Annotated in this window: 19 protein-coding genes; 3 read left to right on the plus strand and 16 right to left on the minus strand. The window is 72.9% G+C overall.

Going from position 1 to position 23,521, the window contains the following annotated elements:
• The first annotated feature begins 599 nt into the window (after positions 1-599).
• Positions 600-2,312, plus strand: a complete 1,713-nt coding sequence (locus OG711_RS07305) for a BCCT family transporter (RefSeq protein WP_266506538.1) — start codon at positions 600-602, stop codon at positions 2,310-2,312.
• Between the two features lie 37 nt (positions 2,313-2,349).
• Here the strand turns inward: OG711_RS07305 and OG711_RS07310 are convergent, their stop codons facing one another.
• From OG711_RS07310 to OG711_RS07375, 14 genes are all read right to left on the minus strand, one after another.
• Positions 2,350-2,832, minus strand: coding sequence for a methylated-DNA--[protein]-cysteine S-methyltransferase (locus OG711_RS07310; protein ID WP_073790225.1), 483 nt, complete (start codon positions 2,830-2,832; stop codon positions 2,350-2,352).
• A 48-nt stretch (positions 2,833-2,880) separates the two neighbouring features.
• Positions 2,881-4,368 (minus strand): DNA-3-methyladenine glycosylase 2 family protein, encoded by a 1,488-nt coding sequence (locus OG711_RS07315; protein WP_073790223.1) that lies wholly within the window; start codon positions 4,366-4,368, stop codon positions 2,881-2,883.
• A 216-nt stretch (positions 4,369-4,584) separates the two neighbouring features.
• Positions 4,585-5,901, minus strand: coding sequence for an MFS transporter (locus tag OG711_RS07320; protein ID WP_329558794.1), 1,317 nt, complete (start codon positions 5,899-5,901; stop codon positions 4,585-4,587).
• Positions 5,902-5,956: 55 nt separating this feature from the next.
• Complete coding sequence (locus OG711_RS07325; protein WP_073790219.1) at positions 5,957-6,469, minus strand: glycine-rich domain-containing protein; 513 nt, start codon at positions 6,467-6,469, stop codon at positions 5,957-5,959.
• Positions 6,466-7,728: a phenylacetate--CoA ligase family protein gene (locus OG711_RS07330; RefSeq protein WP_073790216.1), complete on the minus strand. Its 1,263-nt coding sequence runs from the start codon at positions 7,726-7,728 to the stop codon at positions 6,466-6,468. Before OG711_RS07330 ends, OG711_RS07325 begins: the two co-directional genes overlap by 4 nt.
• 139 nt (positions 7,729-7,867) lie before the next feature.
• Positions 7,868-8,023 carry a hypothetical protein gene (locus tag OG711_RS07335; RefSeq protein ID WP_178391063.1) on the minus strand — a complete coding sequence of 52 codons (156 nt, stop codon included), beginning with the start codon at positions 8,021-8,023 and terminating at the stop codon, positions 7,868-7,870.
• Positions 8,024-8,650: 627 nt separating this feature from the next.
• Positions 8,651-10,063, minus strand: coding sequence for a phytoene desaturase family protein (locus OG711_RS07340; RefSeq protein WP_073790538.1), 1,413 nt, complete (start codon positions 10,061-10,063; stop codon positions 8,651-8,653).
• Positions 10,064-10,161: 98 nt separating this feature from the next.
• A complete protein-coding gene (locus OG711_RS07345; RefSeq protein WP_329558795.1) occupies positions 10,162-10,989 on the minus strand; it encodes an inositol monophosphatase family protein in 828 nt (275 codons plus the stop codon).
• An 88-nt stretch (positions 10,990-11,077) separates the two neighbouring features.
• On the minus strand, positions 11,078-11,734 hold the full coding sequence (locus tag OG711_RS07350; RefSeq protein ID WP_073790211.1) for a DUF4232 domain-containing protein: 657 nt from the start codon (positions 11,732-11,734) through the stop codon (positions 11,078-11,080).
• A 170-nt stretch (positions 11,735-11,904) separates the two neighbouring features.
• Positions 11,905-12,903: a TIGR03842 family LLM class F420-dependent oxidoreductase gene (locus tag OG711_RS07355; RefSeq protein WP_329558796.1), complete on the minus strand. Its 999-nt coding sequence runs from the start codon at positions 12,901-12,903 to the stop codon at positions 11,905-11,907.
• A 127-nt stretch (positions 12,904-13,030) separates the two neighbouring features.
• A complete protein-coding gene (gene hydA / locus OG711_RS07360; RefSeq protein ID WP_073790207.1) occupies positions 13,031-14,434 on the minus strand; it encodes a dihydropyrimidinase in 1,404 nt (467 codons plus the stop codon).
• A 173-nt stretch (positions 14,435-14,607) separates the two neighbouring features.
• The gene (locus OG711_RS07365) at positions 14,608-15,891 is read right to left on the minus strand and encodes an aspartate aminotransferase family protein (protein WP_073790205.1); all 1,284 of its coding nucleotides are present in this window, start codon (positions 15,889-15,891) and stop codon (positions 14,608-14,610) included.
• Complete coding sequence (locus tag OG711_RS07370; RefSeq protein WP_073790203.1) at positions 15,888-16,730, minus strand: nitrilase-related carbon-nitrogen hydrolase; 843 nt, start codon at positions 16,728-16,730, stop codon at positions 15,888-15,890. Before OG711_RS07370 ends, OG711_RS07365 begins: the two co-directional genes overlap by 4 nt.
• Positions 16,731-17,161: 431 nt before the next feature.
• Positions 17,162-17,911, minus strand: a complete 750-nt coding sequence (locus OG711_RS07375) for a hypothetical protein (RefSeq protein ID WP_329558797.1) — start codon at positions 17,909-17,911, stop codon at positions 17,162-17,164.
• Positions 17,912-18,854: 943 nt separating this feature from the next.
• Between OG711_RS07375 and OG711_RS07380 the strand changes: the two genes are divergently transcribed.
• Positions 18,855-19,181 carry a hypothetical protein gene (locus OG711_RS07380; RefSeq protein WP_329558798.1) on the plus strand — a complete coding sequence of 109 codons (327 nt, stop codon included), beginning with the start codon at positions 18,855-18,857 and terminating at the stop codon, positions 19,179-19,181.
• Between the two features lie 601 nt (positions 19,182-19,782).
• On the opposite strand, the gene OG711_RS07385 is transcribed toward OG711_RS07380, so the two are convergent.
• On the minus strand, positions 19,783-20,034 hold the full coding sequence (locus OG711_RS07385) for a helix-turn-helix domain-containing protein (protein ID WP_073790198.1): 252 nt from the start codon (positions 20,032-20,034) through the stop codon (positions 19,783-19,785).
• 51 nt (positions 20,035-20,085) lie between these two features.
• On the opposite strand from OG711_RS07385, the gene map reads away from it, so the two are divergent.
• Positions 20,086-20,853 carry a type I methionyl aminopeptidase gene (gene map, locus OG711_RS07390; RefSeq protein ID WP_073790196.1) on the plus strand — a complete coding sequence of 256 codons (768 nt, stop codon included), beginning with the start codon at positions 20,086-20,088 and terminating at the stop codon, positions 20,851-20,853.
• A gap of 678 nt (positions 20,854-21,531) precedes the next feature.
• Here map and ggt read toward each other — a convergent pair.
• The gene (gene ggt / locus OG711_RS07395; RefSeq protein WP_329558799.1) at positions 21,532-23,358 is read right to left on the minus strand and encodes a gamma-glutamyltransferase; all 1,827 of its coding nucleotides are present in this window, start codon (positions 23,356-23,358) and stop codon (positions 21,532-21,534) included.
• Positions 23,359-23,521 lie beyond the last annotated feature (163 nt).

Here is a 23,521-nt window from a genome sequence, read left to right on the forward strand (position 1 = left end):
CCACGGTCATGTCCGGCCCTCGGCCCGGACCCGGCCCCGGCCCCGGCCCCGGCGGTGAGCCTGTGCCTGCGCCTCGCCGTGCGGAATGCTTCGGCCGGGTCGTGCGGTTGCCTGCGGGCCTTGGGTTCCATACCTGGGCGCACTTGTTCCTGTGCGGGTCGTTCGTGGGTGCGCAGTTCCCCGCGCCCCTTTGGTCGCGCTCCTTGCGGTTCCTGTTCGGGTGCGGGTTGCCTGTGGTTGCTCGCGCAGTTCCTCGCGCCCCTTACGGTTCCTGTTCGGCTGCGGGTCCGGCCTCGTCTTTTGCGCAGTTCCCCGCGCCCCTTTGGGGCGCTTCAGCCTCCTGGGGTTGCCCGTCGTCTGCGGAACCACCCTCCTCGCGCACTCGCCGGACTGTCGGATCGAGGACGGAGAATCCCGACCGGTCCCGACCCGAAGAACCGGCGGAAGGCGCCCCCAAGGGGGCGCGGGGAACTGCGCAGCCACGGGCGGCCCGCGCCGGGACGTGTACGGGTACGGGTACCGGGGAGAACCTCGGCGTGAACGACGGTGACGGCGTGCCATGCGTACAAGACGGCACGATCCCCACCATAGTGACCCCGATGAGCGCAGAATCGATTGAGGAGTCAGGCCCCGAGGGGCCGGAGGAACCCCAGGGACCCACCGGACGGGACACCTCCCCCGACGCGGTGGTCGTGGGTGTCGGCGTCACGGTCGTCCTCGCCGTCGTCGCCTGGGCGGCCATCGGCAAGAAGTCCTTCGACAGCGCGTCCAGCAGCGCCCTGGCCTGGGTGCTGGACAACTTCGCCTGGCTGTTCGTGATCGCGGCGGACGCCTTCCTCGTCCTGTGCGTCCTGCTCGCCTTCTCCCGCTACGGCCGGGTCAAGCTCGGCAAGGACGACAGCGAACCCGAGTTCACCAACCTCGCGTGGATCGCGATGATGTTCAGCGCGGGCATGGGCATCGGCCTGATGTTCTACGGCGTCGGTGAACCCCTCACCCACTATCTGGCCCCGCCCCCCGCCAGCGGCGTCGAGCCGCGCACCCCCGCGGCGGCCGGAACCGCGCTGGAGTACTCGTTCTTCCACTGGACCCTGACCCCGTGGGCGATCTACGGGATCGCCGGCCTCGCGCTCGCCTACGCGGGCTTCCGCAAGGGCCGCGGCAACCGTCTCAGTTCGGTGTTCGTCCCGCTGCTCGGGGAACGCCGGGCGAACGGCTGGCCCGGTCGGCTGATCGATCTGCTGGCGGTGTTCGCGACCGTGTTCGGCACCGCGACGAGCCTCGGCGTGGGCACCCTCCAGGTCGCGAAGGGCCTCAACCTCACCGCGGGGGTGGACGACTCGACGACGGTGCAACTGCTCATCGTGGTGGTGCTGTCCGGGGCTTTCGTGGTCTCCGCGTTCACCGGGCTGCACAAGGGCGTGAAATGGCTGAGCACGATGAACATCGTGCTCGCGGCCTGTCTGATGCTGTTCGTGTTCGTGCTCGGGCCGACCGTGTACATCCTGGACGCGATCCCGGCGAGCGTCGGCGGCTATGTCAGCCAGCTTGTCACCATGGCGTCCCGGACCGGCGCCTTCACGGACAGCGCCTGGCTGGGGGCCTGGACGATCTTCTACTGGGCGTGGTGGCTGTCCTGGGCCCCGTTCGTGGGAACGTTCATCGCACGGATCTCCCGGGGCCGGAGCATCCGCGAGTTCCTGATCGGGGTGCTGCTCGTACCGAGCGGGGCCACCGCCGTCTGGTTCTGTGTGATGGGCGGCGCCGGCATCCGGCTGGACTCGACCGGCAAGGTCGACATGGCGGCGAAGCTCAAGGAGGGCGAGGAGGCCTCGCTGTTCGCGATGCTGGACGCGCTGCCGCTCGGCACGGTCACCTCCTGGGTGGCCATGCTGCTGGTGATGACCTACTTCATCACCAGCGCGGACTCCGCGTCGCTGGTGATGGGGTCCCTGACCAGCAGGGGCGCCCTGAACCCCCGGACCTGGCTGGTGGTCGTCTGGGGTGTGCTGATGGCGGCGGTCGCGGCGGTGCTGCTGGTCGCCGGAGGGCTCCAGTCGCTCCAGACGGCGACGATCCTCGTCGCGCTGCCGTTCGTCGTGGTCATGCTGCTGCTGTGCTGGGCGCTGCTGAAGGAACTACGGTCCGACCCCGGCGCGGGTCCCGCGCGGGGCCAGGCGCTGCACGGCGTCCGGGACGCGGTACGGGCGATGGTCGGTGAGGTGATCTCCGAGACGGGCCCCGGACGGCACCAGCGGCTGCGCCGGATCGCCCGGTCCCGCGGCCAGGACAACCCCGAGCGGGACGAGTGAGCCACCCGCCGCGCCCCCTGGGCCGTGGCGCGGCGGCCTAGAACAGGGCGCTGCCCCGTTCGAAGTCGAGCAGCCGCTGCTTGCGGGGCAGTCCGCCGCCGTATCCGGTGAGGTTGCCGTTCGCTCCGATCACCCGGTGGCACGGCACGATCACACTGATCGGGTTCTTGCCGTTGGCGAGCCCCACCGCACGGGACGCGGCGGGATTGCCGAGCGCCTCGGCCAGCTCGCCGTACGTCCGGGTCTCACCGAACGGGATGCGCAGGAGCTGCGCCCAGACGGACCGCTGGAAGGGGGTGCCGTCGAGGGAGAACGGCAGGTCGAAGTCGGTGAGCTCCCCCGCGAAGTACGCGTCGAGCTGGCGTGCCGTCTCGGTGAAGGGGCCGGGGTCGCGGTCCCCGAACGACTCCTCGGGCGGCCGGTGGCGCTGGTCGGTCATATAGACGCCGCAGAGGGTGCCGTCGGTGGCGACGAGGGTGAGCGGGCCGTACGGGCTGTCGATGAGGGTGTGCTGCTTCATGGTGGCGCTCCGGGTGGGGCGGGACGGTCGGACGCACGGCCGGGGAATCTACCCCGGGAGTATGTTGATCGGGTGGTCGTCGGTCGCCCAGAGGTACTGGACGGCGTACGCGCGCCAGGGGCGCCAGGCCGCGGCGCGGGCGGTGAGGGCGGCGGGGGTGGACGGCAGTCCGAGGCCCTGGGCGGCGCGGCGCACCCCGAGGTCGGTGGGCAGGAAGGCGTCCGGGTCGCCCAGCGCCCGCATGGCGACGACCTCCACGGTCCATGGCCCGAAGCCGGGCAGGGCGCGGAGCCGGGCCCGTGCCTCGTTCCAGTCGGACTCGGCGCCGAGCCGCAGGGAGCCGTCCGCGAGCCGCGCCACGAGGGTGGTGAGGGTGGTGCGGCGGCTACGGGGCATCGCCAGGCTCCCGGGGTCCAGTGAGGCGAGGGCCTGCGGGCTGGGGAACAGCCGGGTGAGGCCGCCTTCGGGGTCCTCGACGGATTCGCCGTGGGCGGCGGCCAGCCGGGCCGCGTGGGTGCGGGCGGCGGCGGTCGACACCTGCTGTCCGAGCACGGCCCGTACGGCGAACTCGGCCTCGTCGACGGTCCGCGGCACCCGGCGGCCGGGGGCCTTGTCCACCAGCGGGGCGAGCAGCGGATCACCGCGCAGCTGTTCGTCGACCGCGACGGGGTCGGCGTCCAGGTCCAGCATGCGGCGGCAGCGGCTGATCGCGACGGTGAGATCGCGCAGATCGGTGAGGGTCAGCCGGCAGCCGATGTGGTCGGGCTCGGGGGTGAGGGCGACGATGCCGTGCCCGTAGGGCAGCCGCAGGGTGCGGCGGTACGCGCCGTCGTGCCACTCCTCGACGCCGGGCACCGCCGTGGCGACCAGATGGCCGAAGAGGTTGTCGGGGGTGAGCGGGGCGCGGAACGGCAGCCGCAGACAGAGGGTGCCGGGGGCGGCCGGTGCGGTCCGTCCGGGGTGCGGGCCCCGGGACGCCGCCTTGGTCCGCAGTTCGCTCGGGGACAGCGCGAACACCTCGCGGACGGTGTCGTTGAAGGTGCGGATCGACGCGAAGCCCGCGGCGAAGGCGATCTCCGCCATCGGCAGCGCGGTCGTCTCGATCAGGAGCCGCGCGGTCTGGGCCCGCTGGGCGCGGGCGAGGGCGAGCGGTCCGGCGCCGAGCTCGGCGAGGAGCTGCCGTTCGACCTGGCGGGTGCTGTACCCGAGGTGGTCGGCGAGTCCGGGTACCCCGGCGCGGTCCACGAGTCCGTCCGCGATGAGCCGCATGGCCCGTGCCACGAGGTCGGCGCGCTGGTTCCATTCGGGGGAACCGGGGCTGGTGTCGGGGCGGCAGCGTTTGCAGGCCCGGAACCCGGCCTGCTGGCAGGCCGCGGCGCTGGGGTAGAAGACCATGTTCCGCGGCTTGGGCGGCACCACCGGGCAGCTCGGACGGCAGTAGATCCGGGTGGTGAGCACCGCGGTGTAGAACCATCCGTCGAATCGGCCGTCCTTGGACTGGACGGCTCTCACGCACCGCTCGGTGTCGGAGTGCATCGCGCTTCGCATGACTCCAGCATCGGGGACGCGGGGCCGTCCGGCTGGCGAGAATCCGACATCGAGGTCGTGGTGCGGGGGCGGGTGCCGGGGGCGGGGCATCTGGGACCGGGCGGGGCTCTTCCGGGTACTTCCGGGCTCCCCGGGCTCATGGGTTCCCCGGGCATGCGGGTTCCCCGGGCGCACGGGTTCCGGCGGTCCGGGGCGGTGATCGTGTCAGACGGTGCGGTCCTCGGTCGCCGGGGCGGCGGTGCGCGGCCGGGCGTGGCGGGCGGCGAGGGCGACGGCGGAGACGAGGGCGAGCGCCGCGCCGATACCCGTGAGCAGGCGGAAGCCGCCGGACGCGACGAGCACCCCGGAGGCGAGGCTGCCGCCCGCTCCGGCGATCAGTACACCGACGTCCATGAGCCCCTGGTAGGCGGCGCGGCGGTCGGGGGGCGCGGCGTCGGCGACCATCGTCGTCCCGCTGACGAACCCGAGGTTCCAGCCGATGCCGAGCAGGACGAGGGCCAGGGCCAGGGCGGTGCCGGAAGCGGGCGGCGCGAAGTAGGCGGTGAGGGCGGCGACGGTGAGGACGGCCGCGCCGAGTCCGGCGGTCGGGGTGCGGCCGACGCGGTCGACAAGGTGTCCGGAGAGCGGCGAGGAGAGGTACATGGCGGCCATGTGCAGTCCGATGACGATTCCGGCGGTGCCGGTGCCATGGCCGTGGTCGGTCATATGGATGGGCGTCATGGTCATGATCGCGATCATGACCACCTGGCTGAGCACCATCACGGCGGCACCGGCCGCCATCCGCCGCAGATCCTCCCTCGGCACCCCCTTGAGGCCACCGGCCGCGGGAGCGGGACCGTCGTCGCCGGGGGCCGTGTCCGGTTTCGCGGGGCCGGGCATGTCACGGGCCAGAAGCAGCGGGTCGGGGCGCAGGAACGTGCCCACGAACAGGGAGGCAGACGCGAACGCGGCGAAGGCCAGCAGGAACGGACCGGCGAGCCGGGGGATGTCCCAGGAGTGGGCGAGGTCGCCCATGACCCCGACGAGTCCGGGTCCGGCGACCGCTCCGGCGGCGGTCGCGAACAGGACGGTGCTCACCGCGCGGCCCCGTCGTCCGGGACTGGCGAGGTCGGCCCCGGCATAGCGGGCGAGCATCACGGACGCGGTCCCGGCGCCGTACACGAGCAGCCCGAGGAACAGCAGCGGGACGCTGTCGTACATGGTGGCGGCGACCACGAGAAGGCTGCCGAAGGCCCCTCCCCCGTAGCCGAGGGTGAGGCCGGGCCGTCTGCCCCAGCGCTGACAGGCCCGGCCGATCCCCGCGGCCCCCACTGCCGCGCCTATGGTGAACAGCGCGCTCGGCACCCCGGCGAGGCCGGTGGAACCGAGCATCTCCTCGGCGAGCAGGGCGCCGACGGTGATTCCGGCCGCGAGGGCCGCGCCGCTCAGGATCTGGGTGACGACGAGAACCCGGAGGACCCGCCGCTGCGCGGGGTGTTCCTCGTGGCCCTTCGTGTCGGGTGGTGCGGTACGGGACACCATGCGCTCGCTCCTCGTGGTGCGCGGGGAGGGCGGTGTGCGCCCCGGACGGGGTCGGTTACGCGGCGCGTGCCGAGCGCAGCGCCGCGATGTCCTCCAGGGAGAGGTCCATCCGCTCGTGCAGGAACCGCACGATCGTCCAGTGGGGTACGGCGTCCTCCTCGAAGGGGCCGAACTCCTGGCAGTACAGCGGGATCCAGCGCAGCGCCTCCTCGATGGTCCGCTCGCGTCCGGGTTCCTGCTGGTACTCCTCGTACCCGATGCTGCGGTGCTCGATGAGGACCTTGCCCGGCAGGCGCTCCTCGCACAGGGCCCGGTACTCGCGGGTCTGGAGGATCAGGTAGTGCCAGATCTCGTCGATGTGCTGCTCGACGGGGAGGAAGAGCCCGGCGAGCTGGTCGCGGTGGCGGGAGACGAGGTACAGGTACCGCAGGCATTCGATGACCTGGCGTTCGGCCTCGGGGCCGCTGACGCCGGTGCCGTTCCGCACATACGCGACGACTTCCGCGTACATCTGTTCACCGAGCAGATTCCTGAGATCCTCTTCCGTCGTGAGCTGCTGCGTCTTCATCGTTCTCCATACCGGGGTGTGGGAGTTTCCTTCACGAGCCAGGCGTGTTTTCCGGAGGCGCCTACCGGGATATGGGTCCGGTGTTCGGTGACGCAGCGCAGCCCGGTGAGGTCGCCGACGAGTTTGGTGAGAGCGGAATTCTCGGCCGGTTCGAGCGGGACATCGTCGAAGGTCGTGCAGAGCAGCCGGATTTCCTGAGGACCCGCGGTCCGCAATTGGTACAGGAAGACACGGGGCGAGGCGGCGGCCACGCATTCATCGAGGTCGCCCTGGGAAACGGCGCCGGCCGGGGTGTGCAGGAGTTCCTTCTCCCGGCCGCAGAAGCGGGCGACCTTCGACGGGTCCGGTGTGCCGTCGAGCGTGCGCACACAGTCACCGGACCGGTAGCGGATGAGCGGCATATACGGATTACGCACGCTCGTGACGATCAGACTGAAGAGGGAACTTCCCGGGGTGACGGGGAGGAGTTCCAGGCTCATCCGGTCGAGATAAGGGTGATAGCGGCCGTTTCGGTCGCTGTAGTACAGATACCCGAGTTCGGTGCTGCCGAAGAGGTCGATGACCGGGCGCCCGAGGCGTTCCTCCAGGAACCGGCGGACGTTCAGCGGGGTGTACTCGTACGCCGTGATGACGCTGGCGGGCAGCGGGAAGGAGTCCCAAAGGCCCCACTCGGCCGCTTTGCGCACCAGTTGGGCGAGGTGGTAGCCGGAGCAGTCGAGGTGGTACCAGCCCTGGGGATGGGCCCGCTGCTCGCTCCGGATCTCCTCGGTCATGCGCTCGACGTCGGCGCGTTCCCACAGACCGGGGTCGAGGCCGAGGTTGAGGTAGACCGTGCGGTCGTCCAGCCTGCGGTCCTCCAGCGCCGGCACCGCGTCGGGGGTGGTGCCGCGCTTCTTGGCGTTGACGCGGGCCACGTGTTCGGTGGCGAGCACGGTCGTCAGGGACACCCGGCGGCATCCCGCGTGCCAGGTCTCCGCGATGTCGGGGTGCTCGCTCCACAGCCGGTAGTAGCTCTTCAGCAGGAAGTACGGCGGCCGGATGATCTGCATACGGGCGTGGTTCGTCCCCGTCGAGAGGACGAATTCCGCTTCCCCGGTCTCCAGTGCGGCGGCCAGCCGGGGAGTCATCCAGTTGTCCGGGAATCCGCGGGCCGTATCCGGTTTCTCCAGAATCGGGAAATGACCCTGCTCGATCGATTCCCGGTACAGGGGTATGTCCCTGATCTGGCCGACGACATCGTCGGTGGGCTGGCTTTCCATGTTCACCTTCGGGGCTGCGGAAGCAGGAGAACAACTCGGGACGAACAGTGACGGGGAGGGGAGGGTGGCGTGCGGGCCGGAAATGTCCGGGCGGCGGCCGGCTGTCGCCGCCCGGCAGGTTCACCGGGTCAGCAGCGGGTCAGGAAATACAGCCGGTCTTCGGCGCGGAGCTGACACAGCCGCTCTTGGGCGCCGAGCTGACGCAACCGGTCTTGTCACCGGCACTCGCGGAGTTGAGAGAGTTCCACGCCTGCCAGTTGGCGTCCTGGGCCATCTTCTTGATGAGCTGCTCCATTACGACCTCCGTGGGGGTTGGAGCACGGCATTCACCGCGCTTTCGCTGACTGGAAGCTAGGAGTCCGTGCCTATGCGTGTCAATGGAAGCAGGAATGAGAAAACGTTCATGGAAAGCGGGTTTGCGCGGCGGGAGGCGCACGGCGGGAATGGTTCTCCGGTTGACCGGTTCTCGCCGCACGGTTGCCACACGGGAGAGGACCGGAGGCGATATCCGCATATGTGGGCGGGCTTGGGGCCGGACCGGTGCCGATACCTGCGCGGGTTCGGTGTCGACGCCGGTGCCGGTGGGTAGGGAGTGGCGGGACCGCATGGCAGTGGGTGCGGCCCGGCCGGCCGCATGGCAGTGGGTGCGGCCCGGCCGGCCGCATGGCAGTGGGTGCGGCCCGGCCGGCCGCATGGCAGTGGGTGCGGCCCGGCGCTCAGGCGAGGGTTCCGGCGCGGGGGTGACGGCTCACTCGCGGGTGGCCGGACCCAGGGCGGTGCGGTACGCGGCGGTGGCGCACACGGCGAACCCGGCCCCGCCGACGGCGCGCGCCCATACGGCTGCGGCTACGGTCGGCCGTCGGGGTCGGCGGGCGTGCGACGGGGTCGGCCGGGGTCCGCCGGGCGGTCGTCCGCGGGCCGGTCAGTCCGTGGCGCGCAGCCTGCGCCAGACGGCCTTGGCCGCGTTGTGGCCCGACATACCGTGGACACCGGGTCCGGGCGGGGTCGCGGACGAGCACAGGAACACCGCGGGGTGCGGTGTGCGGTAGGGACGGAGTGTCAGCCGGGGGCGCAACAGCAGTTGGAGCCCCGCGGCGGCGCCGCAGGCGATGTCCCCGCCGACGTAGTTGGCGTTGCGGGCGGCGAGCTCCGGGGGGCCGGCGGTGGCCCGGGCGAGGACCCGGTCGCGGAAGCCGGGGGCGAAGCGTTCGAGCTGGCGCTCGACGGCGTCCGTGAGGTCACCGTCCCAGCCGTTCGGCACATGGCCGTAGGCCCAGAACACATGCTTGCCCTCGGGGGCGCGTGAGGGGTCGACGACGCTGGGCTGCACCGTGATCAGGAACGGCGGGTCGGGGGCGCGGCCCTCACGGGAGACGGCGTTCAGGGCGGCGCCGATCTCCTGGCTGCTCGCGGCGACCTGTACGGTCCCGGCGCGGCGGGCCTCCTCGGCGGTCCAGGGCACGGGGCCGTCGAGGGCGTAGTCGACCTTGAAGACGGAGGCGCCGTAGCGGTAGCGCTCGTAATAGCGCCCCAGGCCCGCGATCCGCGCGAGGGCGTGCGGTGAGGTGTCGAAGACGTACGCGCGGGCGGGCGGCAGATCGTCCAGCCGTTTGACCTCGAAGCCGGTGTGGACGGCGCCGCCGAGGTCCCGGAGGTACGCGGTGAGGGCGTCGGAGACGGACTGGGAGCCGCCGCGGGCGACGGGCCAGCCGCGGGCGTGGGCGGCGAGGGCGAAGACCAGGCCGACGGCGCCGGTGGCGATCCCGCCGAGCGGGGCGATCACATGGGCGACGAGTCCGGCGAACAGCGCCTTGGCCCGGTCGTCGTGGAAGCGGCGGGTCAGCCAGGTCGACGGGGGCAGCCCGGTGAGGCCGAACCGCGCGAGGGTCACCGGGTCGCGCGGCAGCGCGGTCAGCGGCAGGGCCATGAAATCGCGGACGAGGGCGTCCCAGCGGGGGGTGAAGGGGGCGACCAGCCGCCGGTAGGCGCCCGCGTCACGGGGGCCGAACGACGCGGCGGTCTCGGCGACGGAGCGGGACAGCACGGCCGCGCTGCCGTCGAGGAAGGGATGGGCCATGGGCAGCGGGGCGTTCAGCCACTCCAGGCCGTACCGCTCCAGGGGCATCGCGTTGAACGCCGGGGAATTGACACCCAGCGGATGGGCCGCCGCACACGGGTCGTGGCGGAAGCCGGGGAGCGTCAGCTCCTCGGTGCGCGCTCCGCCGCCCACGGTGTCCCGGGCCTCGAAGACGGCCACGGAGAAGCCTCTGCGGGCCAGCTCGACGGCGGCCGTCAGTCCGTTCGGTCCCGCGCCCACCACCACAGCATCGAGCATCGACGGCACCTTCGGACTCCTTCGTCAGCCGATGGCCAGGGGCTTCAGGATATGCCCGGCGGGGCGGCGGCGGGGCTGCGGCCCCGGGCGGGGCGGGGCTACGGCCCCGGGCGCAGCAGGCCGAGGACCCGCTCGACGGTGGCGCTGTCGCGGCCCGCGCTGAAGGGCATGGCGTTGCCCCCGGGGAGCGTGAAGGGGGTGCCGTCGAGGGTGGCGTGCGTACCGCCGGCCTCGGCGACGAGCAGCAGGCCCGCGGCGTGGTCCCACGCGCTCTCCCAGGAGAACGCGATGGCGTCCAGCGCGCCCCTGGCTATGGCGAGGTACTCCAGCCCGGCGGAGCCGCAGGGCCGGGCGGCGACGCCCTCGCTGTCGAGGCCGAGCAGGGCCCGCTTCTGGTCGGGCGTGGTGTAGTCGGGGTGGGACATGGCGACCCGCAGGTCCGTGCCGGGGGCGGGCGATCCGGCGGTGAGCCGGGTGCCGTCGAGGAAGGCGCCGCCGCCGCGCACCGCGACGGCCATCTCGCCTAGCACGGGGGCGTACGTCCATGAGGCGAGCAGTTCGCCGTGGCGGGCGAGGGCCACGAGGGTGCAGAACCCGGGGTCGCCGTGGACGAACTGCCGGGTGCCGTCGACCGGGTCGACGATCCAGACGGGGGCGTCACCGGCGAGCGCGCCGTACGTCGACGGGTCGGCGTGGACGGCTTCCTCGCCGACGACGACCGAGCCGGGCAGCAGCGCGGTCAGCGCGCCGGTCAGATGCTTCTCGGCGAGCTGGTCGGCGATGGTCACCAGATCGTGGGGGCCGGTCTTCTGGACGATCTCGTCCACGGCGAGCTGCCGGAACCGCGGCGTGATCTCGGCCGCGGCGGCCTGGCGGACCGCTTCTTCGACATCGGTCAGGTGATGGGCGAGAAAGTCATCGATCATGCCTCCATCGAAGCACGGGCCTCTGACATTCCGTGCCCGGGTGGTGCAGGGTGGGTGGAATCCGTGTGAACGCGGCCCCCGGCGCCGGTCAGCGCGGGCGCCAGGGCGAGGTGCCGACGACATTGCGGGGGCCGACGTCGAGGTGTTCGTCGGGGGTGACGGTGACGCGCGGGGCGCCCGGCCGTGCGGTGACGTGCAGCGCGGTCGACGGCTCGGTGTTCACGCGCCACATCAGGTCGGCCACGGCGGACTGCCGGGGGGCCACGGTGAACGAGGTGGGATCGGCGGCGGGCGGGGCCTGGAACACGTCGTCGAGACCGCGGACCGCGCGGACACCGGGGAGCGGTGCGCCGTCCTCGCCGAGGACGCGGATCACCGGGTAGCCGTCGAGCACGTACGGCTTCTCGCCGCAGTTGGTGAGGGTCAGCGTCATCGTCCGCAGCCCCATCGCGGCGGCGGAGAAATCGGCCCGCAGCCGTACCCCGTCGGCCGGACAGGGCTGGTCGGCGTCCCGCGCGGCGGGGTCGGACGGGGTGGCCGGGCCCGACGCGGTGGGGGCGGGCGTCGGCGGGCCGCCGGGGGTCGCGGGCGCGGGGGTGTGGCGCTGGGTGGGGGGCGGGGGGCGGCCTTCGGGGTCGAGCTCGCGTTCCAGCTCCGTCGGCAGGCCGCACCCGGACAGCGCGAGCGCCGTCAACACGGTGACGGCCAGGGGCTTCCACGACGGTCGCACTCGTATCCCGCTCATCCGCCCGATCATGGCACGCGGCACGCGCGCGTGCCCGTGGCCCCCGCGCGGTTGGGACGGGCAAGGTCGCGGTCATCATCGCAGCAACGGGCATCCGTTGCCCCCGCGCGGGGAGGCGTCCGGGGCCCGCACCCGTGCACGCGGCTGGTCACCGCTCACGCGGGTCCCGGTCACCGGAAGCGCGGGACGACCTCCGCCCCGTAGGCGTCGATGACTTCCTCGCGCGCGTCGTGCATCGCGTACACGGCGAACTGGTCGACGCCGATCTCCCGCAGCTCCAGCAGCCTCTCGATGTGTGCCTCGACGGGTCCGAGCAGACAGAAGCGGTCGACGATCTCGTCGGGCACGAACGCGGTGTCGGGGTTCCCGGCCCGGCCGTGGTGGCTGTAGTCGTAGCCCGCGCGGGACTTGATGTACGCGGTGAGGGCCTCGGGGACGAGACCGGAGTGCTCGCCGTAGCGGGACACCAGGTCCGCGACATGGTTGCCGACCATGCCGCCGAACCAGCGGCACTGGTCGCGCGCGTGGGCGAGGTCGTCGCCCACATAGGCGGGCGCGGCGACACAGATGGTGATGTCGGCGGGGTCGCGTCCCGCCTCGGTGGCGGCGTCCCGGACCGAGCGGACCATCCACTCGGTGAGGTACGGGTCCGCGAGCTGGAGGATGAAGCCGTCGGCCTTGCGGCCCGCGAGGGCGAGCGCCTTGGGCCCGTAGGCGGCCATCCAGACCGGCAGCCGCCCGTCCCTGACCCAGGGCAGCCGCACGGGCGAGCCGTCGACCAGGGCCTCCCGGCCCTCCGCGAGGTCGCGGATGACGTCGATGGCCTCACCGAGCCGCGCCAGGGTGCTGGGTCCCCGTCCGGCGACCCGCATCGCGGAGTCGCCCCGGCCGATACCGCACACCGTGCGGTTGCCGTACATGTCGTTGAGGGTGGCGAAGGTGGAGGCCGTGACCTCCCAGGTGCGGGTGCCGGGGTTGGTGACCATCGGTCCGACGATCAGCTGCTCGGTGTGCTCCAGCACCCGGCTGTGGATGACGTACGGCTCCTGCCACAGGACCGCCGAGTCGAAGGTCCAGCCGTAGCGGAAGCCGTTGCGTTCGGCGCGGCGCATCAGCCCGACGACGGCCGAGGCGGGCGGATCGGTCTGGAGGACGAGTCCGAAGTCCATGGGTGGGCCTCCTGCTTCGTACGGGGTCTGCGTGCGGGGTCTGCGTACCGGGTGCGGGGTCGTGGTCGGGGTCTACGTACCGGTCTGCGTACGCAGACCGTGTACGGGGTCGCGGCCGGGGCCGGGCTCAGCCGAGGTACTGGCAGGTCCCCCGGGGGGTGTAGCGCCCGTGTCCGGCGCGGCCGGTGTACGCGCGCCCGTCGATGACGACCGTCCCGCGCGAGAGCACGGTCTCGACCTGTCCGGTGATCCGCTTGCCCTCGTACGCGGAGTAGTCGACGTTCATGTGGTGGGTGTCCGCGGACAGCACCTGTTCGGCGTGCGGGTCGTACACCACGATGTCGGCGTCCGCGCCGGGCGCGAGGGTGCCCTTCTTCGGGTAGAGCCCGAACATCCGGGCCGGGGCGGCGCAGGCGATGTCGATCCAGCGGCGGCGGCTGATGCGCCCTTCCACGACGGCCTGGTGGAGCAGGTCCATTCGGTTCTCCACCCCGGGCAGTCCGTTGGGGATCTTGGAGAAGTCGCCGCGGCCGAGTTCCTTCTGGCCGCTGAAGCAGAACGGACAGTGGTCCGTGGACACGACCTGGAGGTCGTCGGTGCGCAGTCCGCGCCACAGCGCCCGCTGGTGCTCCTTGGGGCGCAGCGGGGTGGAGCACACGTACTTGGCGCCCTCGAAGCCGGGCGCGGCGAGGTCGTCCGTGGACAGGAACAGGTACTGGGGGCAGGTCTCGCCGAAGACGGGCAGTCCCTTGTCACGGGCGGCGACGAGTTCGGCGACGGCCTCCTCGGCGGACACATGGACGATGTACAGGGGCGCGTCCGCGACCCGGGCGAGCTGGATGGCCCGGTGGGTCGCCTCGGCCTCCAGCAGGGCCCTGCGGACCTCTCCGTGGTGGCGCGGGGAGGTCTCCCCGCGCGCGAGGGCCTGTTCCACGAGGACGTCGATGGCGATGCCGTTCTCGGCGTGCATCATGATCAGCCCGCCGTTGCCGGAGGCGCGTTGCATCGCGCGCAGGATGCGTCCGTCGTCGCTGTAGAAGACCCCGGGGTAGGCCATGAAGAGCTTGAAGGAGGTGACGCCCTCCGAGACGAGCAGGTCCATCTCCTTCAGGGAGTGCTCGTTCACGTCGGAGAGGATCATATGGAAGCCGTAGTCGACGGCGCAGCGGCCGTCGGCCTTGGCGTGCCAGGCGTCCAGTCCGTCGCGCAGGGAGGTGCCGACGCTCTGGACGGCGAAGTCCACGATGGTGGTGGTGCCGCCCCAGGCGGCGGCCCGGGTGCCCGTCTCGAAGGTGTCGGACGCGGCGGTGCCGCCGAACGGCAGTTCCATATGGGTGTGGGCGTCGACGCCGCCCGGGATGACGTACTTGCCGGTCGCGTCGATGATCCGGTCGGCGGTCCACGCGCGCGCGGCGTCCGTCCCGTGCGCGGCGAGCGCGGCGATCCGGCCGTCCTCGACGAGCACGTCGGCGTGGGTCTCCTCGGCGGCGGTGACGACGAGTCCGCCGCGGATCAGGGTGCGGGTGCTCATGGGGGCGCTCCCTCTCGTACGGGTGCGGCACCGCCCCGCGCCGGGGCGGTGCCGGGATGCTCGGGTTACCGGGACCGGTCGTCCCGGAAGGGCGTGCGGGCCGCCCGGACGGCCGGACGGCCCGGGGTGACACCCCGGAGGCCACCCGGCCACGGGGTGCGGCGACAGGGGCCCTACAGGGCCCGCAGGGCGTCCTCCAGGATCACGGCGCCCTGTTCCGCCTCGGCGACGGTCAGGGACAGCGGGGGCGCGATCCGCAGCACGCTGGTGTTGTACGCGCCGCCCTTGCCGATCAGCAGTCCGCCCGCGCGGGCCGCTTCGAGGACGGCGGTCGCGGCGTCGGGGTCGGCCTCGTCGGTGCCGGGCCTCACGAGTTCGATCCCGATCATCAGGCCCCGCCCGCGTACCTCCCGGACGGCCGGGACGCGCGCGGCGGCGGCGCGCAGCCGTTCGATCAGCAGTCCGCCGACCCGGCGGGCGTTGCCCTGGAGGTCGCGTTCGAGGAGGTAGGTGAGGTTGGCGAGTCCGGCGGCCATGGTGACCGGGGAACCGCCGAACGTGGAGATGGAGTTGGCGTCCAGGCAGTTCATGATCTCGGCGCGGGCGACGACCCCGCCGATGGACATGCCGTTGCCGATGCCCTTGGCGAAGGTGATCAGGTCCGGCGGGCCGTTGCGGTCATGGGCCTGCCAGCCCCAGAAGTGGTCGCCGGTGCGGCCCCAGCCGGTCTGCACCTCGTCGCTGATCCACAGGATGCCGTGCCGCTTCAGCACCTCGCGGAACGCCGCGAACAGCCCGTCCGGCGGGGAGGTGAACCCGCCGACGCCCTGCACGGGTTCGGCGATGAGGGCCGCCGCTCCCCCGCGCGTCTGGCCCAGCAGATCCTCCAGATCGGCGGTGCAGGCGTCGATGAACGCGGCGTCGGACAGCTCCGCGTACGGGCCCCGGGTGCGCACGCCCCCGTGCACGTAGAGGGTCTGGAGCGGTGACAGGCTCGTCGGGGACCAGCCCCGGTTGCCGGTGATGCCGACGGCGCTGAAGGAGCGGCCGTGGTAGCTGTTGCGCAGCGCGAGGATCTGGTTGGAGCGGCGGTACGCGGTCGCCAGCAGGAGGGCCGCGTCGTTCGCCTCGGTGCCGGAGGTCGTGAAGAAGACCCGGGCGTCAGGGATTCCGGAGAGCGCGGCGATCCGTTCCGCGAGTTCGACCATCGGCCGGTCGAGGTACAGCGTCGAGGAGTGGATGATCCGTCCGGCCTGCTCGGCGACGGCCTTGGTGACCTCGGGCAGGGCGTGCGCGGTCATCGTGGTGAGGATGCCGCCGAAGAAGTCGAGGTACTTGGTGCCGTCGGCGGCCCAGACATGACGTCCCTCGCCGTGCGTGAGTTCGAGGGGTTCGCGGTAGTACAGGGCCAGCCACTGCGGCAGCACGGCCCGGTGCCGCTCGTACAGCTCGCTCACGGCTGGACCAGCCCTTCGTAGGCGTCGGGGCGGCGGTCGCGGTAGAACGCCCACTGGGTGCGGACCTCGTCGATCAGTCCGAGGTCGAGGTCCCGGACCAGGAGTTCTTCCGCCTGGTCCCCGGCCGGTTCACCGACGAACTGCCCGCGCGGGTCCACGAAGTAGCTGGTGCCGTAGAAGTCGTTGTCGCCGTACTCCTCCCGTCCGACGCGGTTGATCGCGGCGATGAAGTACTCGTTGGCGACGGCCGCCGCGGGCTGTTCGAGCTGCCACAGATGCGCGGAGAGTCCGCGTGACGTGGCGGACGGGTTGTAGACCAGCTGGGCGCCGTTCAGGCCGAGTTGCCGCCAGCCCTCGGGGAAGTGCCGGTCGTAGCAGATGTACACGCCGACGCGTCCCACGGCCGTGTCGAAGACGGGCCAGCCCAGGTTGCCGGGTTTGAAGTAGTACTTCTCCCAGAACCCCTTGACCTGGGGGATGTGGTGCTTGCGGTACTTGCCGAGGTAGCTGCCGTCGGCGTCGATCACGGCCGCGGTGTTGTAGTAGAAGCCCGCCTGTTCGACCTCGAAGACGGGGACGACCATGACCAGGCGCAGCTCGGCGGCGAGCGCCTTCATCCGGGTGACCGTGGGCCCGTCCGGCACCGGTTCCGCCCACCGGTAGTGCTCGGGCTCCTGCACCTGGCAGAAGTACGGGGCGTTGAACACCTCCTGGAACCCGATGACCTCCGCCCCCTGCCGGGCGGCCTCCCGGGCGTGCTCCTCGTGTTTGGCGATCATGGATTCGCTGTCGCCGGTCCAGGTTGCCTGGACCAGTGCGGCGCGGACGACGGGTGCCAAGAGCTGCTCCTTCGACGGGACGCCAGAGAGCCTCTACGCCCGTAGAAGCGGGCCGTAGGGGGACGAACGTAAGCCTGTCCGACGAGTGGGGCAAGACCATCGTCATGAACCGGGTGAGTCGATCTCGATTCCTACCCGGCTGGACGACGACGGCCCACCGCCCGGGCCGGCAGCCCCCGGCCCGGGAGGGCCCGGGGCACCGCGAGGGGTTCGGGCAGGGGTACACGGCCGGGTACGGGCGGGTACGGGCTGAGGGGTACGTAGCCGGGCGGGGCTTCGGCCGGGCGCCGAGCGGGTACGGACCCGGGTTCGGGTCGTCCCTGTCCGGCGGGCCGGACAGGGACGGAGCGCGCCGCCGACCCCGCCGCGGTCGGCGGATCGCATGCGGCCGGTGGGCGAACCACGGCCGGACCGCGAGCGGATCGGCCCGCTCAGGTGTCGATCCCCGCCACCCGCAGGGCGTGGACGAGGTCCCAGCGCCGCTGGTCGGAGACCTTCTCCGCGGCCGCCAGGAGCAGCGGGACCAGCCGTGCCGGATCGGTACCGGCGCAGCGCGCGATCTCCTCCGGGGTCCGCACCCTGACATACGCCTCGACCAGTGCGCGGACCTCGCGGCGGCGGCCCTCGGCGGTGAGTTCGGTGATCACCTCACCGATCTCGGACGGCGGGCGGCCCACCCCCTGGCGCAGCAGCAGCGCGGCGTCCTGGACGCGCCCTGCGGAGGCGAGCACGTCGGCGATCGCGACGAGCCGTTCCACGGGCAGGGACGCCGCCTCCCACAGCAGGGTGGCCCAGTCGGCGGCGAGCCCGGCGCGGTGGAGTCCGGCGGCGAGCAGCGGGAACCGGTCGGCGGGGCCGTACGCGGCCTCCACCAGCACCCCGTGCGCCTCCCCGCCACGGCCCTCGGACCGCAGCCGCACCAACCGGTCGACGGCCTCGGCGGTGGCCCGCAGGGCGGCGCCGTCCGGCGCCGGTTCGGGCGGGGGCGTGCGCTCGCGGCGGCCGAGGGCCCCCGCGAACCGGGCACCGCGCGGTGCCTTGGTCCCGCTCGGTGGCGTGGGCGCAGCTGCCGGACCCGGGTCGGCGCTGTCGTCCGCCCCGGCGAACCGGGCACCGCGCAGCCGGCTGCCCCGGGCGCTGGCGCGGGGCAGGACGGGAGTCGCCGGGCGGGGCGGGGTCACCGGGGCCGGGCGCGGGGGCCGGGTCGGTCCACGGGCCGGGGGCGGCCGTCGGACCGGGGGCGCCCGGGAAGGCGGGGTCCGGGTACGGGGAGCGGGTACCGCGCCCCGGCCCGGGACCGGACACGGGACCGGCACCGGGGGCCGGGGTCCACGCGGCAGGCCCACCCGCCCCCTGCTGGGCCTGCTGGGCCTGCTGGGCCTGCTGGGCCTGCTGGGCCTGCTGGGCCTGCTGGGCCTGCTGGGCCTGCTGGGGGAAGCGTGGTGGACGGGGGTCCGGGGTGCGGGTACCGGGGGCCGGTGCGCCGGGGACCCGGGGCGGGCGTATCACCGGGGTGCCGGGGCCGGGGGGCGTATGGCGGGGATGCCCGCCGGGAATGCCCCGGTCCGGTGCCGGTCGGCCGCCTCCGGTCCCGTCAGGGGCGGGAAGACCGTCGTACCCGGGCCCGGGGGCACCCGGTGCCCCCGGGGCGCCGGAGCCCTGGGGGGCGTACGGCCCGCCCGTGGCGTACCCCGCGGAGGACGGCTCCCGGCCGGGCGCGGGCTCGGCGGAGGTGCGCTCGCCGTCGGGGCCCGAACGGTACGCGCGGGCCGGGCCCGGCCCGTACGGGTGTTCCGGGGCACCTGCGGCGGGGCCGGACGGGACGGGAGCCGGGGCGGCGGTGCCGGACGCGGGGGTCGGGGTGTGCGGGAAGCGGCGCGGGGAACCGGGGCGGTCCGGTCGGCCGTCCGGTGCGGTGCGGTCGGCGGGCCCAGGCGATCCGGGCGCCCGGGGTGCGGTTCGTTCGGCGGTCCGTTCGGCCGGTCGTCCGGCGGGGTGGTCGGCGTCCGGGCGGCCCACCGGGCCCTGGGCGCCGGTCGGGTACGCGGCACGTTCCGCGGGGCGCGGAAGGGGACCGGTCAACGGGTCGTCGTCCCCGGCGGACCGGCGCTGAACGGGTACGACATGCTCGGACCCGGTGCCGTCCGCACCCGTACCCGTACCCGCTCCGGCACCGGCGGACGGCGTGCCCATGGCGCCCGCGCGCCGTTCCAGCTCCGCCAGCCGGGCCCGCAGTTCACCGCAGCGCGCGGTGGCGCGTTCATGGTCGTCCTGGGCCCAGGCCAGATCGCGGCGGTACTCGTCGGCCTCCTCGGGGGAGGCGGCGGTGCCGATCAGCCGTCCGAGCTCCAGTCGGCGCTCCGCCGCGTACCGCTGCTCCCCGAGCATCACGCCGAGCCGTTCGCCGAGCACGTCACGGCCGCCGGGGCGGGTGTCGAAGACACTCAGTGACGCGGCGTGCAACGCACGGGCGCGGGCCGTCTCGATCCGGGCCACGCGGGCGCCCTGATCCGCCGCGAGGTCCTGGAGCAGGGCCTCGACGACATCCCAGGGCGGCACTTCGCGCCCGTCGAGACAGGCCCGCATGCCGTCGGGGTCCCGTTGCCAGAACACACCGCACCAGCCGGCCGCCTGATCCACGCGCGCCAGCAGGTTGTTGAAATAGACCGCGAACTCCCCGATTTGTTCAGGGAGTTGATGCACACTCATCGAAGCTCGCCCCCGTGCGACTGGAGCCCGGCAGTCCGGTAGCCAACACCCACGGTGTTACAGGATGGCTACGCGCCGTTTCCAAAGCACGTCCACGATTCCCGGGCGAATCCGGCCACTCGCGACAGTTCAGGCAGACCAATGTTGCGTCGACCTCGCCCGCGTACCGTCGGCGGCGCAGCCCGAACACGGCGGCGACAGGAGAGCTCCCGGCCCATCATGCGCAGCACGTCTACGACTTGATCACTAGACGCGACTACGGAAAGAGAGCGGGACACCACGGAAGGTGGCCAGGATCACGGCCACCGCTCCCCGGTTCACCCGACCCGCCACCCGCGCCCGCTCACGCCACGACGAGCGCGCAGCGCACGACCAGCTCGTCCAGCGAGAGCCCCAGCACACGGGCCAGCGCGGCGACCGTGAAGAGCGCCGGGGTCGGCGCCCGGCCCGTCTCGATCTTGCGGAGCGTCTCCGGCGAGAGATCCGCCTCGGCGGCGACCTCCGCCATGCTGCGCGCGCCGCGCGCCTCGCGCAGCAGCCGGCCGAGCCGTTCGCCGCGCTCGCGCTCTTCCTGGGTCAGGGGTGTTCGCACCATGGAAGGCATTCTAGCGCCGAACCCCATTCTTATACCGGTATAGTAATTGGCATGGTGGAACTCAAGACGGATGTATCGATCGACGCGATGCGTGTGCCCGGCCGCGTCGTCGCCCAAGCGCTCACGGCCGTACGGCAGGCGGCCCGGGTGGGGGTCTCCCCCCGGCAGCTCGACGTGGTGGCCCGCGAGGTGCTGCACGAGGCGGGGGCGACCTCGCCGTTCCTCGGCTATCACCCGGCGTTCGCGCCGATGCCCTTCCCCGCGGTGCTCTGTGTCTCCGTGAACGACGCGATCGTGCACGGCATCCCCACGGACGAGCCCCTGCGGGACGGTGACCTGGTCTCCGCGGACTTCGGGGCGGCGCTGGGGGGCTGGGTGGGCGACTCGGCCGTCAGCTTCACGGTGGGTACGCCCCGGGCCGCCGACCTCCGGCTGATCGCGACGGCCGAGCGGGCGCTGGCGGCGGGGATCGAGGCGGCCGTGGTCGGCAATCGCATCGGGGACATCGCGCACGCCGTCGGCACGGTGTGCCGGGACGCCGGATACGGCATCCCGGAGGGGTTCGGGGGGCACGGGATCGGGCGCCGGATGCATGAGGACCCGGCGGTGCCCAACGAAGGCCGTCCGGGGCGGGGGATGCGGCTGCGGCACGGGATGGTGCTCGCGATCGAGCCCATGCTGATCGGTGGTGGGCGGGACGGGTATCGCGAGGCGGCGGACGGGTGGACGCTGGTCACCGGGGACGGGAGCAGGGCGGCGCACGTCGAGCACACTGTCGCGATCACCGACACGGGACCTCGCGTCCTGACCTCCCTCTGACGGTCCGCCTTCGCTTGCGCTTCCAAGTGTGTGCCCCTGAACGCACTTGTCCCTGTGCAGGCCGCCCGTGGGTGCGCAGTTCCCCGCGCCCCTGGGTTTCCTGTGCTGGGCGTACTTGTCCCTGCGCCGTCGCTCGTGGGGTGCGCAGTTCCTCGCGCCCCTGGGTTTCTTGTGCTGGGCGTACTTTTCCCTGTGCGGGTCGTTCGTGGGTGCGCAGTTCCTCGCGCCCCTTAGGTCGCGCCCCTTGCGGTCCCTGTTCGGCTGCGGATGGTTCTTGGTTGCTCGCGCAGTTCCCCGCGCCCCTGAGGGGCGCCCGCCTGAGGCCGCCCTTCGGGTGCGGGACCCCCCTCCTCGCGCAGTCGCGCTGCTGCGGGAGGGGGTGGGCGGGAATCTCTGCCCGCAGACTCCGACGCCACCAGTGCGGCCACTGGACGTCGTACCGAGCGCGTTGGAGCGAGGACGGAGAATCCCGACCGGCACCGACCCGAAGAACCCACCGGGAGCGCCCCAAAGGGGCGCGGGGAACTGCGCAAAAACGAGAACCGGCCCGCACCCGAAGAGCGACGAACAGGGGCAGCATCCAGGGGCGCGGGGAACTGCGCGAAGACGAGGGCCAACCCGCAGCCGCGAAGCGACAGCAAGTGGCAGCCACCTGGGGCGCAAGCGGCGCGGAGCCGCTCAGCCGAGGGGCCCCGGAGAGGCGGGGGAAGGCGACACGACCATCGCCGACCCGCCGCCCCTGCGGCTCCGCTCCGCCGCGGCGACCCACCGCCCGTCCGCCAACCGCTGGACCCCCGTCGCCGCCCCGATCTCCGGATTCTGCCGGAACCCGTGCCCGATGGCCTCAAGCTCGGCCCGCAGCGCGCTGTCCCACAGCGCGGGTTCGAGCTCCGTGGTCGCCTGGTTGCGCTGACTGGCCCGCGGCGCCGCGATCGCGTCGACCAGCGGCAGCCCCCGGTCGACCACCCCGGTCAGCGTCTGGAGCACGGTGGTGACGATCGTCGCACCGCCGGGCGAACCGAGCGCGAGGACGGGCCGCGCGTTCCGGTCGAGGACGATGGTCGGGGCGATCGAGGAGCGCGGACGCTTGCCCGGCCCCGGCAGGTTGGGGTCGTGGACCGCCGGATCGGCGGGCGCGAAGGAGAAGTCGGTCAGCTCGTTGTTGAGCAGGAAGCCCCGGTCCGGGACGGTGATCCCGCTGCCGCCGGTCTGCTCGATGGTGAGGGTGTACGCGACGACGTTGCCCCACTTGTCGGCGGTCGTCAGATGCGTCGTGCTGTCACCCTCGTACGTCGTGGGCGCGGCCTTGCCGCCCGCCGCGCACGGTACCGGCCGGCGGGGGTCGCCGGGGGCGAGGGGGCTGCGCAGGACCGCGTCGTCCTTGATCAGGCAGGCGCGGGAGTCGGCGTACCGCTGGGAGAGGAGTTCCTTCTGCGGTACGTCCTCGAAGGCCGGGTCGCCGACCCAGCGGCCCCGGTCGGCGAAGGCGATCCGGCTGGCCTCGATGAGGCGGTGGAAGTAGGCGGTCCGGCTCGCCTTCGACAGATCCTCGCTCTCCAGGATGTTCAGGGCCTCACCGACCGTCGTCCCGCCGGAGGAGGAGGGCGCGATGGAGTGGATGCCGAGGCCCCGGTACGAGGTCACGGTGGGCTTCTGGAACAGGGCCCGGTAGGAGCGCAGGTCCCGTTCGGTGAGGTCGCCGGGCCGGGCGGTCCGCCCGGACGCGGGGTCGACCGGCGGCCGGGCGACCGTACGGACGATGTCCTCGGCGAGCTTCCCCCGGTACAGGGTGCCGATGCCCTTGCGGGACAGCTCGGCGTAGGTGCGGGCGAGGTCGGGGTTCTTGAAGGTCGAGCCGACCACCGGGAGCCCGCCGCCGGGCAGGAAGAGTTCCGCCGAGGCGGGGAAGTCCTTGAACCGCGCCTGATTGGCCTCGGTCTGGGCGCGGAACGTGGCGTCGACGGTGAATCCGTCGCGGGCCAGCCGCTCGGCGGGCTTCAGCAGGGTGGAGAGCCGTTCGCTGCCCCAGGCGTCGAGCGCGGAGCGCCAGGTGGCGGGTGTCCCGGGGGTGCCGACGGCGAGTCCGCTGGTGACCGCCTGGTCGAAGGGTATGGGCCGGCCGTTCTCCAGGAAGAGCCCGGTGTCCGCCGAGCGGGGCGCGGTCTCCCTGCCGTCCAGGGTGCGCACCGTGCGGGACTTCGCGTCGTAGTGGACGAAGTAGCCGCCGCCGCCGATGCCCGCCGAGTAGGGCTCGGTGACCCCGAGGGCGGCGGCCGTCGCGACGGCCGCGTCGACGGCGTTGCCGCCCTTGCGCAGGATCTCGATCCCGGCGGCGGTCGCGTCCGGGTCGACGCTGGAGACGGCGCCGCCGTGGCCGACGGCGACGGGCACCTTGTCGGGGGTGCGCGGCGGGGCGGCGGCCGTCGGTGGCGCGGTCACCCCGAGGGAGGCGACAGCGGTGGTGACAGCCAGCACGGACAGGTTCCGTGCACGGGAACGACGCATGCGTACCTCCGGTCAACGGGCGTCCGCGCACTGTAACTTCAGCCCTGGCCGGTCGCCAGGACGCCTCGCCCAGGCAGGGCCGGACGGCCGACGGCCGGGTGGCGGGCCGTCCCGCCACCCGGTCCCCCCTCGAACCTCCGTACGGAGGGGCGCTAACATGCGC

The organism is Streptomyces uncialis (assembly GCF_036250755.1).
Taxonomy (GTDB): domain Bacteria; phylum Actinomycetota; class Actinomycetes; order Streptomycetales; family Streptomycetaceae; genus Streptomyces; species Streptomyces uncialis.